The organism is Achromobacter sp. MYb9 (genome assembly GCF_002975275.1).
Lineage (GTDB): Bacteria > Pseudomonadota > Gammaproteobacteria > Burkholderiales > Burkholderiaceae_B > Achromobacter.
This window is the reverse complement of record NZ_PCOQ01000037.1, coordinates 1-12,426: the sequence shown is the minus strand read 5'-3', so window position 1 is coordinate 12,426 and position 12,426 is coordinate 1. Positions and strand designations below refer to the sequence as shown.

Annotated in this window: 13 protein-coding genes; 7 read left to right on the top strand and 6 right to left on the bottom strand. The window is 66.1% G+C overall.

Annotated elements, in window-relative coordinates; translation table 11 throughout:
- Positions 1-90: 90 nt before the first annotated feature.
- The 6 genes from CQ050_RS29325 to ribBA form a co-directional block, all read right to left on the bottom strand.
- The gene (locus CQ050_RS29325; RefSeq protein WP_105560358.1) at positions 91-660 is read right to left on the bottom strand and encodes a CinA family protein; all 570 of its coding nucleotides are present in this window, start codon (positions 658-660) and stop codon (positions 91-93) included.
- A complete protein-coding gene (locus CQ050_RS29320) occupies positions 657-1,163 on the bottom strand; it encodes a phosphatidylglycerophosphatase A (RefSeq protein ID WP_105560357.1) in 507 nt (168 codons plus the stop codon). Before CQ050_RS29320 ends, CQ050_RS29325 begins: the two co-directional genes overlap by 4 nt.
- Positions 1,164-1,253: 90 nt before the next feature.
- Complete coding sequence (thiL, locus tag CQ050_RS29315; RefSeq protein ID WP_105560356.1) at positions 1,254-2,219, bottom strand: thiamine-phosphate kinase; 966 nt, start codon at positions 2,217-2,219, stop codon at positions 1,254-1,256.
- Between the two features lie 206 nt (positions 2,220-2,425).
- Complete coding sequence (gene nusB, locus CQ050_RS29310) at positions 2,426-2,929, bottom strand: transcription antitermination factor NusB (protein WP_105560355.1); 504 nt, start codon at positions 2,927-2,929, stop codon at positions 2,426-2,428.
- Positions 2,898-3,428: a 6,7-dimethyl-8-ribityllumazine synthase gene (gene ribH / locus CQ050_RS29305; protein WP_006227613.1), complete on the bottom strand. Its 531-nt coding sequence runs from the start codon at positions 3,426-3,428 to the stop codon at positions 2,898-2,900. Before ribH ends, nusB begins: the two co-directional genes overlap by 32 nt.
- 10 nt (positions 3,429-3,438) lie before the next feature.
- A complete protein-coding gene (gene ribBA / locus CQ050_RS29300; RefSeq protein ID WP_105560354.1) occupies positions 3,439-4,617 on the bottom strand; it encodes a bifunctional 3,4-dihydroxy-2-butanone-4-phosphate synthase/GTP cyclohydrolase II in 1,179 nt (392 codons plus the stop codon).
- Positions 4,618-4,774: 157 nt separating this feature from the next.
- Here ribBA and CQ050_RS29295 point away from each other — a divergent pair, with 157 nt between their 5' ends.
- The 7 genes from CQ050_RS29295 (at position 4,775) to CQ050_RS29265 (ending at position 11,968) form a co-directional block, all read left to right on the top strand.
- On the top strand, positions 4,775-5,602 hold the full coding sequence (locus tag CQ050_RS29295; RefSeq protein ID WP_105560353.1) for an HAD-IIB family hydrolase: 828 nt from the start codon (positions 4,775-4,777) through the stop codon (positions 5,600-5,602).
- A gap of 12 nt (positions 5,603-5,614) precedes the next feature.
- Positions 5,615-6,430, top strand: a complete 816-nt coding sequence (locus CQ050_RS29290; RefSeq protein WP_105560352.1) for an IclR family transcriptional regulator — start codon at positions 5,615-5,617, stop codon at positions 6,428-6,430.
- A gap of 184 nt (positions 6,431-6,614) precedes the next feature.
- A complete protein-coding gene (gene phnD / locus CQ050_RS29285) occupies positions 6,615-7,613 on the top strand; it encodes a phosphate/phosphite/phosphonate ABC transporter substrate-binding protein (RefSeq protein WP_105560351.1) in 999 nt (332 codons plus the stop codon).
- Between the two features lie 6 nt (positions 7,614-7,619).
- The gene (gene phnC / locus CQ050_RS29280; RefSeq protein ID WP_105560350.1) at positions 7,620-8,390 is read left to right on the top strand and encodes a phosphonate ABC transporter ATP-binding protein; all 771 of its coding nucleotides are present in this window, start codon (positions 7,620-7,622) and stop codon (positions 8,388-8,390) included.
- On the top strand, positions 8,387-9,271 hold the full coding sequence (gene phnE / locus CQ050_RS29275) for a phosphonate ABC transporter, permease protein PhnE (protein WP_105560349.1): 885 nt from the start codon (positions 8,387-8,389) through the stop codon (positions 9,269-9,271). The genes phnC and phnE (CQ050_RS29275) overlap by 4 nt, the downstream gene beginning before the upstream one ends.
- Positions 9,268-10,092 (top strand): phosphonate ABC transporter, permease protein PhnE, encoded by an 825-nt coding sequence (gene phnE, locus CQ050_RS29270; protein ID WP_105560348.1) that lies wholly within the window; start codon positions 9,268-9,270, stop codon positions 10,090-10,092. Before phnE (CQ050_RS29275) ends, phnE (CQ050_RS29270) begins: the two co-directional genes overlap by 4 nt.
- A gap of 217 nt (positions 10,093-10,309) precedes the next feature.
- Positions 10,310-11,968, top strand: a complete 1,659-nt coding sequence (locus CQ050_RS29265; RefSeq protein ID WP_105560347.1) for a CYTH and CHAD domain-containing protein — start codon at positions 10,310-10,312, stop codon at positions 11,966-11,968.
- Positions 11,969-12,426: the final 458 nt, after the last annotated feature.

The window sequence follows — 12,426 nt, the reverse complement described above, 5'->3', positions numbered from 1 at the left end:
TTTTTGCCGCCGGGCCGCCCCAAGGCAAAAAAGCCCCCTCGCGGGGCAGCAAACACGCAAAGCGTGTGCAGCGTGGGGGCCAACACCCGCCTAGCGCCGGTTGACCGGCGCTCCCACGAATTCCAGCAGCCCCCGCAACGCGTATTCCACGGCGGCCTGACGCACTTGCGTCCGGTCCCCCGGGAACACGTGCGTCACGGCGCGGCTGGTGATGCCGTCGCCGACGCGCATCGCGAAGCCGAAGCACACCATGCCCACCGGCTTGCCCGGCGTGGCGCCGCCCGGTCCGGCAATGCCGGTCGTGGACACACCCACATGCGCGGCGGGCGACACCAGCAACACGCCATTGGCCATTTCCAGCGCGACGGGTTCGCTGACCGCGCCGAAGTGATGCAGCGCATCGGGTGAAACATCCAGCTCGGCCACTTTGGCTTCGTTGCTATAGGTGACGAAGCCGCGCTCGAACCATTCGCTTGAACCGGCAACCGATGTCATCGCGCCGGCCAGCAAGCCACCGGTGCAGGATTCCGCGGTGCCAAGCATCCAGCCATGGCGCCGCATCGCGTCGCCCAGTTGTTCGGCCAGGCCGACGGTCGTCGCCTCGGTCAACTGCGCGGCCGACAGATTCAAACGTGATCCCGCTTCTTGTTGCTCGTTCATCCCAAGACTCCTGTACGCGCGACCAACGCCATCACCAGCAAGGCATAGCCGGCCGCCACGATATCGTCCCACATAACCCCGAAGCCGCCCTTGATATGAGCGTCGAAGAACTTGATGGGAGGCGGCTTGACGATGTCGAACAGGCGAAACAGCCCGAACGCCAGCAACTGCGACACCCAGCCGGCGGGCGTCAGCCAGAGCACCAGCCAGAACGCCACCATCTCGTCCCAGACCATTCCGACATGATCCGCCTGCCCAAGTTCGCGGCCCACGCGATGGCAGGCCCAGCACCCGTACAGGAAAGCCAGGGCCAGGAACACGCCAATCGCCAAGTCCGATGCGGCAGGCGCGGCCGCCACCCAGATGCCCCATGCCAGCAAGGTGCCCCAGGTGCCCGACGCCGGACGGATCAAGCCGCTGCCCAGGCCAAAGGCGATCAGCCGGCCCGGATCGCGGCATATCCAGGACAGCGGCGGATACTCGGCCCGCGAACGTTCGCGCATGGACGGGGATGGCTTATCGGTAAGGGACATGGCGTTCCTGGGCCGGGGGTAGAGGGGAATGTCGGTAAAAGCAGGCGGATCCGCAGGGGATCACGCCGCGGGAAAGTGGTCGAAACCGGCCGGCAGCGTGGTCATCGGCTGGCCCTGCCCGTCCAGCACGGTCAGGCCCGGCTGCGCCAGCGTCTGGCCGATGCGGGTCACGCGGGCGTTGGCCGCCAGGCCAGCGGCCTGGACGGCGTCGCGTTTGGCGGCGGGCGCGGTAAAGCACAACTGATAGACGTCGCCGCCGCCCAGCACCGCGCGTTGCAACGGCGCGGCGTCCATCGCCGCCAAGGCGGCGGCCACCGGCATCCGGCTGAACTCGATGGACGCGCCCACCCCGCTGGCGGCCAGAATGTGGCCCAGATCTTGCAGCAGGCCGTCCGACAGGTCGATGGCGGCGTGCGCGACGCCGCGCAGCGCCAATCCCAGCGCGACCTGAGGCTGCGGCCATTCCAGCGCGCCGCGGGTGGCGGCCAGCAAGGGCGCATCGGCCGGATACTGGCCGTCCAGCAAGCGGTAGGCCACGTCGGCCGCGCCCAGCTCGCCCGATACCCAGATGTCGTCGCCAGCCTGCGCGCCGTCACGCCGCAGCGCCTGGCCGGCGGGCACGGCGCCAAATACGGTGACGCTGATCGCCATGTCATGCGCGCTGCGCGTGGTGTCGCCCCCGATCAGGGGGCAGCCATGCGCGGCGGCCAGCGCGTGAAAGCCGTCCGCGAACGCGGCCAGCCAGGGCTCGTCCAGGCGCGGCAAGGCCAGCCCCAGGACGCAGCCGATCGGCCGGGCGCCCATGGCGGCCAGGTCGGAAAGATTCACGGCCAGGGATTTGTGGCCCAGGGCGCGGGGGTCTACGTCGGGAAAGAAATGCCGGCCTTCCAGCAGCAGATCGGTGCTGGTGGCGACTTGTTCGCCAGGCGGCACGGGAAACAGGGCGCAATCGTCGCCCACCCCCAGCATTCCTGCCGGCGCGGTCCGGGTGAAATAGCGCGCGATCAGATCGAATTCGGACGCCACGGCGACTCCGCTATCCGGCACGGCCGGCCGGCATTAACGCCCACATGGGACGTACAGTCCCCAAATCATGCGCCGTGCGCGCAACGGGTGAGCCGCCGCGCGCATCGCAAGAAGCAAATGCCCCCAAAAACAGGGCCACGCGGAGCCGGCTCCGCCGGTCCGCAGGGGCGCCCCCTGGGGGGAGGCGCGCAGCGCTCGGGGGGGGCCTACCTCCTAGCGGCGGCCTGGACTTCGGTCGCACGCACGTCGGCGGCCAGCTTGTCGAGCACGCCGTTGACGAACTTGAAGCCGTCGGTGCCGCCAAACGATTTGGCCAGCTCGACCGCTTCGTTGATGGCAACCTTGTACGGCACTTCGACATGATGAATCAGTTCGAAGCTGCCGATCAGCAGAATGCCATGTTCAACAGGCGACAGCTCGGCCAGCGGGCGGTCGACATAGGGCGTGAAACGCTCGCGCAACGCGGGCGCTTCGCGCAGGACACCGTGCAGCAAGGTCTTGAACCACTGCGCGTCGGCCTCGGAAAAATCCTCGGTGTCGCGCAGATGGGCGTCGATCTCGCCGGCGTCTTGCGTGCCTTCGCCACCGCGCAGCAGCCACGCGTACACGCCCTGCAGCGCGAATTCGCGTGCACGGCGGCGGGCGCTGCGCGCGCTGGCGCGGGCTTGCGCCGCGCTATCAGCGCTGGTCGTCGTCTTCTTCGTCGTCAAAATCTTCGTCCTCGTCTTCGTCGTCTTCGTCTTCTTCCTCGGGTTCCAGCGCCGCCACCAGGTTGGCCATTTCAACGGCCACCTGAGCGCAATCGCGGCCCTTGCCGGCGGCGCGGGCTTGCGCCTGCTCGTCGGTGTCGACGGTCAACACGCCGTTTGCGACGGGGATGCCGGTTTCCAGGGAGATACGGGTGATTGCCATGGCCATTTCATTGCTGACCACTTCAAAGTGATAGGTCTCGCCACGGATGACGGCGCCCAGCGCGATCAAGGCGTCGAATTCGAACGTTTCGGCCATGTGCGACAGGGCCACGCCCAGTTCCAGGGCGCCGGGAACGGTCGCGACCATCACGTCGCGTTCGTCCACGCCCAGTTCGGCCAGTTCCTTCAGGCACGCTTCAAGTTCGGCTTGACCGATTTCTTCATTGAAGCGGGCGCGTACGATGCCGATGTGCAGCCCTTCGCCGTTCAGGTCGGGGGTAAGGATGTAAGGGTTCATGTGTCGGCCTTCAGTGTGTTGCGGAAGTATTCAGCGGGTCGCAATCGTAACCCGTAATGGTGAGCGAAAAGCCCGCCATGCTGGGCATCTTGCGCGGCCGGGCCAGCAGCTTCATCTGGCCTACATTCAGGTCGCGCAGAATCTGGGCGCCGATGCCGTAGGTGCGCAGCCCGAACCGGTCGGTGCTGGCGGCGGCGTCGGCCTGCGCCTTCGGGTCGTTCCAGCCGGCGATCTGGCCGAACAGGTGCTCGGTGGACGATTGGCAGTTCATCAACACCAGCACTCCTGCCGGAGCAGCCGCAATCGCCTGCAACGCTTTTGCCACGCCCCAACTGTGCGGGCTGGCGCCGGTGTCCAGCACGTCCAGCACGGAGGCCGGCTCATGCACGCGCACCAGCGTTTCGACGTCGGGGCTCACGTTACCATGCACCAGCGCCAAATGGGCGGAGCCCGTGGCGGCGTCTTCGTAGGCCACGGCCTCGAAGGTGCCCCAGGCCGTCTGCATGGGGCGCTTGCCCACGCGCTTGACGATGGATTCGTGTTCGCTGCGGTACTGGATCAGGTCGGCGATCGTGCCGATCTTCAGGTTGTGCTGGCGGCCGAATTCCACCAGGTCCGGCAGGCGGGCCATGGTGCCGTCCGGCTTGAGGATCTCGCAGATGACCGCGGCGGGCGTCAGGCCAGCCATGGCGGTCAGGTCGCAACCGGCTTCGGTGTGGCCGGCGCGCACCAGCACGCCGCCGGGCACCGCGCGCACCGGGAAGATGTGGCCGGGCTGCACCAGGTCGGCCGGTTTGGCGTCGCGCGCCACCGCCACCTGGATCGTGCGGGCGCGGTCGGCGGCCGAGATGCCGGTTTCCACGCCTACCGCGGCCTCGATGGACTGCGTGAAATTAGTGCCGTATCGCGTGCCATTGCGGGCCGCCATCATCGGCAGCTCCAATTGGCGGCAGCGCTCTTCGGTCAGCGTCAGGCACACCAGGCCGCGGCCGTGCGTGACCATGAAGTTGATCGCTTCAGGCGTGACGAATTCGGCGGCCATGACCAGGTCGCCTTCGTTTTCACGGTCTTCTTCGTCAACCAGGATGACGATGCGGCCGGCACGAAGCTCGGCGATGATCTCGGCAACCGAAGCGATACCGAAGGATTCCGGCTCGGAGCCGGGCAAAGAGGACAACTGGACGGACATGGCGGGCACGCAAACCAGGCGGGAAAGCCCGGATTTTAGCGCCCCTGGCGCCAGATCCCCTATCGAGCCGTCAGAACGGCTGCCGGCGGGGGGCATCCGGTTAAACTTTCGCCCGGAGACCCCCCTGAAAACGACACCCCCCTCGAGGATAAAACCCATGCAAGCCCTTGCGGCCATGCCTTTGACCGTCGCGTCGGCGGTTCGCGTCGTCCTGACCGATATCGACGACACGCTGACCACCGAGGGCCGCCTGCCGGCCGACGCCTACGCCGCGCTGGAACGCCTGGAACAGGCGGGTATCCAGGTCGTGCCGATCACCGGCCGCCCGGCTGGCTGGTGCGATCACATCGCCCGCATGTGGCCGGTGCGCGCCGTGGTGGGGGAGAACGGCGCGTTCTACTACGCCTACGACCGCCAGGCCCGCCGCATGACGACCCACTACTGGACGGACGCGGCGTCGCGCCAGGCCAGCCGCAAGCAACTGGACGCCATCCGAGACCGCGTGCTGGCCGAGGTGCCGGGCTCGGCCGTCGCCAGCGACCAGGACTATCGCGTGGCCGACCTGGCCATCGACTTCTGCGAAGACGTGCCCGCGCTGCCTGATTCGGCCGTCAGCAAGATCGTCCAGATCTTCCACGATGCCGGCGCCCAGGCCAAAGTCAGTTCCATCCACGTCAACGGCTGGTTCGGCGACTACGACAAGCTGACCATGACCCGCACGATGTTCCAGCGCGAATTCGGCGCGGACGTGGCCAGCGCGCTGGACAGCACGCTGTTCATTGGCGATTCGCCCAACGACGAACCCATGTTCGCGTACTTCCCTATTTCGGTCGGCGTGGCCAACATCCAGGCCCAGTTGCACCGCCTGACGCACCGCCCCGCTTTCGTCGCGGCGTTCCATGGCGGCGCGGGTTTCGTTGAAATGGCGGACCGGTTGCTGGCGGCCCGCCAGTCCGTGCAATCGCCGCACGCGCAACCGGCCTGAGGTCCGCATCCCGTGGCCACCACCAAGACCCCCGCCCCCGCCGCCAACGACGGCCGCCGCAGCATCCAGTCCATCGAAGTGGGCGTGCCGTTGCTGGCCGCCCTGGTGGACGCCGCCAAGCCCCTGACCCTGCGCGACCTGGCTGCGGGCGCGGGCATGACGTCCGCCAAGGCGCACCCCTATCTGGTCAGCTTCATCCGCGTTGGCCTGGTGCAGCAAGACACCATTACCGGTCAGTACGAACTTGGCCCCTTCGCCCTGCAGATGGGGCTGGTCAGCCTGCAACGGCTGGACCCCGTGCGCATCGCCATGCCCGAGATCGCCAAGCTGCAATCCGAGATCGGCCACACGCTGGGCATCGCGGTGCTGGGTTCGCACGGGCCCACCATGATCCACATGACCGAAGCCAGCTACCCGGTCCACGTGAACATGCGCAAGGGCACCGTCATGTCCATGCTGCACACCGCCACCGGGCTGGTGTTTGCCGCCTGGCTGCCGCCCAAGGTCAGCGAACACTACATTGCTCGCGAAGAAGGCGACACGGCCGTCATCGCCAGCGTGCCGCCCCCGCGCAAGGCATCACGGGCCAATATCGAAGCCCAGTTAGCCGATATCCGCGTGCACGGCATGGCCCGCGCGCTGGGCAATCCGCTGCCCGGCGTGGACGCCCTGTCCGTGCCGGTATTCGACAACACCGGCAACATCGTCCTGGGGCTGACCAGCCTGGGGCCCACGGGTCTTTTCGACGTGAGCTGGGACGGCACGATCGCGCGCCCGCTGCTGGCCTGCGCGCAGGAGATCTCACGCAAGCTGGGTTACCGGGGCTGAACCGGCGGATCCTGGCCAGTCGCATACCCGACACGTTCGAATGATCGAAAATAAACGAACATAAAACGAACAATTCGAACAAAAGACGAAAAGAAAGGCAGGGACTTTCCCAAGTGTGCCCGTCCCCGCTTGTGTGGTTGAATTCAGCGAATATTCAAATTCGTCCCACAAGAGGAGACAAACCATGCACGCGATGCGTCTATTGCAAGCGGCCGCCCTGGCCGCATTCGCCGTTGGCGGCGCCACCGCCCAGGCCGCCGACACCTGCTCCAACCGGGGCGATCTGGACCAGATGTATTGCGACAACAACAAGGACCTGGTGGCCGATACGCCCACCGACGCGTCCAAGTTGAAGACGCCTTCGACGCTGGTGTTCACCTACACCCCGGTGGAAGACCCGGCGGTCTACGAAGACATCTTCAAGCCCTTCACCAAGCACCTGTCGGAATGCACCGGCAAGCGCGTGGTGTTCTACCAGGTGCAAAGCAACGCCGCGGAAATCGAAGCCATGCGCTCGGGCCGCCTGCACGTGGGCGGCTTCTCGACCGGCCCCACTGCCTTCGCCGTGAACATCGCGGGCGCCGTGCCGTTTGCCGTCAAGGGCTATGCCGACGGCTTCCAGGGCTACAACCTGATCGTCATCGTCAAGAAAGACAGCCCCTACCAGAAGCTGGCTGACCTGAAGGGCAAGAAGCTGGCGCACACCGCGCCGTCGTCGAATTCGGGCCACATGGCGCCCGTGGCCCTGTTCCCCAAGGAAGGCCTGACGCCGGACAAGGACTACAAGGTGATCTTCTCGGGCAAGCACGACCAATCCGTCATGGGCGTGAACTCCGGCGACTATGACGCCGCCGCCGTGGCCTCGGACGTGTTCAAGCGCATGGTCGAACGCGGCCAGGTCAAGGAAGCCGACTTCCGCGTGATCTACAAGAGCGAGAAATTCCCCACCTCGTCATTCGCCTACGCGCATGACCTGGAACCGAAGTTCCGCGACCAGATGTTGAAGTGCTTCTACGACTACCGCTTCCCCGCGGAAATGTCGAAGGCCTTCGACGGCGCCGACCGCTTCTATCCGGTGACCTACCAGAAGGACTGGGCCATCGTCCGCCAGGTGGCTGAATCGGGTGGCGAGAGCTTCAACCGCGCCGCCTACGACCGCGAATCCGCAAAGAGCAAGAAGTAATCCAGCATGACGACGTCGCTACGCATTTCCGGCCTGGTCAAGGAATACCGGGCCGGCCGGCCGGTTCTCAATGGCATCAACCTTGAAATCGCCGGCCAGGGGCTGACCGCCATCATCGGCCCTTCCGGCACCGGCAAAAGCACGCTTCTGCGTTGCATCAACCGGCTGATCGAACCCACTCAGGGCGAGATCGTGCTGCAGTCCAAGGATGGGTCGGTGGACCTGGCCCGCGTGCGCGGCGCGTCGCTGCGCCGCGCGCGCCGGCGCATCGGCATGGTGTTCCAGGAATACAACCTGGTCGAACGCCTGACCGTGATGGAAAATCTGCTGACCGGCCGGCTGGGCTATACCTCGGCGCTCAAGGCCTGGATGCGCCGCTTTGAACCGGAAGACATCGAGCACGCCTACAAGCTGCTGGATACCGTTGGCCTGGCCGGCTTTGCCGACCAGCGCGCCGATGCCCTGTCGGGCGGCCAGCGCCAGCGCGTGGGCATCGCCCGCGCGCTGATGCAGCGCCCGCAGTTGCTGCTGGCCGACGAACCCACGTCGTCGCTGGACCCGAAGACCTCCGTTGAAATCATGGAGCTGCTGTCCGACCAGGGCAGCGCGACCGGCATTCCCGTCATCGTGAACATCCACGACGTGGAACTGGCCCGCCGCTACGCCACCCGCATCGTCGGCATGTCCGGCGGGCACGTGGTCTACGACGGCGATGGCCAGGGCCTGGACGCGACCATGCTCAAGACCATTTACGGAGGCGAGTCTTGGCTGGAATGACGCATCCCCGGGGCGTCCGCCCCTTCGCCATGTCCCGGCGCGCCAAGGCGGGCCTGGTGTTGCTGGTGATCTACACGATCTACGCCGGCGCGCAGCTGGATTTCAGCTGGGCGCGCTTTGAAACCGGCATGGGGCACGCGTCGACGTTTCTTTCGCGCATGTTCCCGCCTAATTTCGAAAAGCCCGCGACCTTGTGGAAGGGCATCGCGGAAAGCCTGGAAATCGCGGTACTGGCCTCGGTGCTGGGCATCCTGTTCGCGCTGCCGGTGGGCCTGCTTGGCGCCCGCAACATGATGCCCGCCTGGGTGTCGTGGCCCGCGCGTTCGCTGGTGGCGCTGTGCCGCGCCCTGCACCCGGTGATCGTCGCCATCCTGTTCGTCAAGGCCGTGGGCTTCGGCGCCCTGGCGGGCATCCTGGCGCTGACCGTGGCGTCGATCGGATTCATCGGCAAGCTGTTCACCGAAGCCATCGAGGAAATTTCGCTCAAGCAGGTGGAAGCCGTGCGTGCAAGCGGCGCGTCGTTTGCCAACGTGATCATCTTCGGCGTGCTGCCGCAGGTGTTCGCGCGCTTCATCGGCTTTGCCACTTACCAGTTCGATTCCAACCTGCGCAACTCCACCATGGTGGGCATCGTGGGCGCGGGGGGCGTGGGCGGCACCCTGTTCTCGGCCTTCCAGCGCTTCGACTACGACTTCGTCAGCGCCATCCTGCTGACGCTCATCGCCATCATCATGCTGGGTGAAATCATCGCGGGCTTCGTGCGCGCCGTGTTCCTGGACAACCTGGGTTTCGACCGCATCCTGCAAGGCCGTTTCGCGGGGGCCCGCGGCATCGGCTCCGGCAAGACGCCAGCGGCGCGCAAGGCGGAGGTGGAAGAATGAACGTCCATGCCTCCACCTTGAACCCCGCGGGTTCCCCTCGCGTCTGGCAGCGCTACAGCATGGGCCAGCGGCTGCTGCGCTTTGCGCTGTACCTGCTGGTGGTCGCGGCCATCGCGCAAGCGATTCGCGGCGTGGAAGTCATACCGGAATTCCTGTATGACGCCCCCGAGCAGATGGCCGACCTGTTCCGCCGCATGTGGCCGATCGACTGGGCCTACTACCCCGACGGCGTGCACCACGCGCTGATCGAAACGCTGCACATCGCCACCCTGGGCACCATCCTGTCCGTCTTCATGGCGGTGCCGGTGGGCCTGCTGGCAGCCAATAACCTGACGCCCAGCAAGACCATCAACATGCTGGCGCGATTGATCCTGGTGTCCAGCCGCTCGGTCAATTCGCTGGTGTGGGCGCTGCTGTTCATCGCCATCTTCGGACCGGGCGCACTGGCCGGCACGCTGGCCATCGCCTTTCGCTCCATCGGTTTCGTGGGCAAGCTGGTGGGCGAAGCCATCGAAGAAGCGCAGCGCGGGCCCATCGAAGCCGTGACCGCCACCGGCGCCAGCAAGGCATCGGTGCTGTGGTACGCCTACTGGCCGCAGATTCGTCCGGCGTTCTGGTCCATCGTGCTGCTGCGCTGGGACATCAACGTGCGCGAATCCGCCGTGCTGGGCCTGGTAGGCGCGGGCGGCATCGGCATGGCGCTGGACACCGCGCTGAACCTCTTCCAATGGGACCGCGTGGCGCTGGTGCTGGCCGCGATCTTCATTGTGGTCGTACTGGCGGAAATCATCATCACGCAGGCGCGCAAACGCATTCTTTGATCGCGTCCCTGTTTTACGCTTGTCGGTTTCCCCTGACCAGCGCTCCTTGGCGCCGCCTTTGAAAAAGGGCGGCGTTTTTTCTTGCCCGGTAAAAGCACGCGGCTTGTCCACAGGCTCCGTTCACGTCTATGCTCAATGTGAACAAAATATGAACGGTCATCAAATCCCGCCTCCGGGTTGATTAAGATCTCGGCTTTTGCCGTTGGACACCCCCGCCATGTCGGAACAGGAATTGAAACTGCATGTGCCCACGGCTTCGCGCCAGGCCGTGCTGAAAGAGATCAAGCAACGCGAGGCCACGCGCATCCGCTTGCATGCCATGTATTTCGACACGCCGGAGCGCGAACTTGCGCGGGCGCGCATCGCCATCCGGCTGCGCCAGGAAGGCCGCGATTGGGTGCAGACGCTGAAGATGCCAGGCATCAACGCCATCACCCGCATTGAATTGAATCACCCGCGTCCCGGTCCCGTGCTGGACCTGTCGGTGTATGCCGGCACCGAGGTCGAAGCCGCGCTGTCCGCGGTCAAAGGCGAACTTGGACTGCGCTACGAAACCGACGTGCAGCGCCTGCTGCGCAAAGTCCGCACGCGCTTCGGCACGGTGGAACTTGCGTACGACACCGGCATCTTGCGCGCCGGCACGTTGGAACTGCCCATCTCGGAATTGGAATTCGAACTGGTGTCCGGCCGCCCGGCCGCCATCTTCGCTTGTGCACGCGGGTGGCAGCAGCGTCATAGCCTGGTGCTGGATCCCCGCAGCAAGTCCGAACGTGGCGACGCGCTTGCCCAACTGGCGCAACGCCTGGCCGACGTGGACGCCATCCCGGGCGACGACCTTGAAACGCGCCGGGCCCAGGCCATCGCCCAATTCTGGGCGCCGCGCAGCGCGGCCGCCGTAAAGCTGCGCGACGACATGACGCCGTCGCAGGCAATGGGGCGCATCGCCGCGGAATGCCTGGACCAGATCGCGCGCAACGCCGCGGTGCTGGCCGAAGTCGACACCGAAGGCGTGTACCGCGCCGGCAACTCCGAACACGTGCACCAGTTGCGCGTGGGCGTACGCCGCCTGCGCTCGGCCTGGAAGCTCTTCGATGGCTGGATCGCGCCGGTGCCCGACGCCATGCTGCAAGGCGTGCGCACGCACTTCGCCGCTTTCGGCGCCAACCGCGATCAAGACGTGCTGAACGAGACCGTGGCGCCCGCGCTCATCCGCGCCGGCATGCCCGTGATCCCCATGGAGGCCGCGCCGCCCGAACAGGACGCCAAGACCATCGCCGGCGGCAAGGCCTTCCAGGCCTGGCTGCTTGAACTGCTGGAATGGAGCCTGGACGTGCCGGCCGCGGTCCCCGCAAACCCTGGCCATGCCATTGCCAACGGCACGCCCAGCGACACCGCGCCCGAGCCCGCCATCCGGCTGGAAGGCGGCATGGCCGGTCCCAGCGTCAAGCCCACCATCATCCCCATGTTGGCGCCGGAACCCGACCCGCAACACCTGCACAAGCAGTTGGCGCGCCGCCTGCACCGCTGGCACAGCAAAGTGGCCGATCAGGGCACGCAGTTCGCCACGCTGGACGTTCCCACCCGCCATGAACTGCGCAAGCGCGGCAAACGGCTGCGCTACAGCCTGGCGTTCGCGGAATCGCTGCTGCCCGCGGCCAAGCTGCGCGGCTACCGCAAGCTGCTGTCCAAGGTGCAGGACGTGCTGGGCGAAATCAACGACCTGGCCGTCGCCCGCGACTACTACGAGTCGTGTACCGCCACGCATCCGCAAGCCTGGTTCGCGCTGGGCTGGATCAGCGCGCGCCTGGAAGAACTGGCGGACGAAGCGCAGAAAGCCTTCGACGACCTGGCGCGCAGCAAGCCCTTCTGGAAGTAATGGCTTCAAGCCCCGCCCGTCCTGGCCACCCTGGCCAGGACGGGCGCGCGCGTTTACCGCAGCGGCAAGTCAATTCGTGAATTCGTTTTCACCTGGACACGCATCTAGCACTGCGTTTCAAAAAAAGTGGCACGGCAAGCTTCGGGTCAGCTGTCTGTAAAAAGAACGACATCCGACGCGCCAATACTGGATCGCTGTCGTCCGGCCCCTTGCGCCGGGCGCACTCGTGGCCCGCAGCATCCGCCCGACATGCGTCCTGTGTGACGGCAACGGCCCCTGCGGGCCGTCAGCCCATCCACACTTACAGAACCATGGAAACCACTTCCCACTTGCTCGCCCATGCAAGACGAGGCCTTGCGGCCTTCTGCGCGCTGTCGCTCGTGTTTTCGCTGTCCGCCTGCGGCGGCGACGACAACGATTCGGACGAACCCGCTCCCCCGCCCACCACGACGCCCACC

Coding starts and splice junctions, on each gene's coding strand:
- CQ050_RS29325 (WP_105560358.1), bottom strand. CDS start 660: ATGAACGAGCAACAAGAAGCGGGATCACGTTTGAATCTGTCGGCCGCG.
- CQ050_RS29320 (WP_105560357.1), bottom strand. CDS start 1,163: ATGCGCGAACGTTCGCGGGCCGAGTATCCGCCGCTGTCCTGGATATGC.
- ribH (WP_006227613.1), bottom strand. CDS start 3,428: ATGAACCCTTACATCCTTACCCCCGACCTGAACGGCGAAGGGCTGCAC.
- ribBA (WP_105560354.1), bottom strand. CDS start 4,617: ATGTCCGTCCAGTTGTCCTCTTTGCCCGGCTCCGAGCCGGAATCCTTC.
- CQ050_RS29295 (WP_105560353.1), top strand. CDS start 4,775: ATGCAAGCCCTTGCGGCCATGCCTTTGACCGTCGCGTCGGCGGTTCGC.
- phnD (WP_105560351.1), top strand. CDS start 6,615: ATGCACGCGATGCGTCTATTGCAAGCGGCCGCCCTGGCCGCATTCGCC.
- phnC (WP_105560350.1), top strand. CDS start 7,620: ATGACGACGTCGCTACGCATTTCCGGCCTGGTCAAGGAATACCGGGCC.
- phnE (WP_105560349.1), top strand. CDS start 8,387: ATGACGCATCCCCGGGGCGTCCGCCCCTTCGCCATGTCCCGGCGCGCC.
- phnE (WP_105560348.1), top strand. CDS start 9,268: ATGAACGTCCATGCCTCCACCTTGAACCCCGCGGGTTCCCCTCGCGTC.
- CQ050_RS29265 (WP_105560347.1), top strand. CDS start 10,310: ATGTCGGAACAGGAATTGAAACTGCATGTGCCCACGGCTTCGCGCCAG.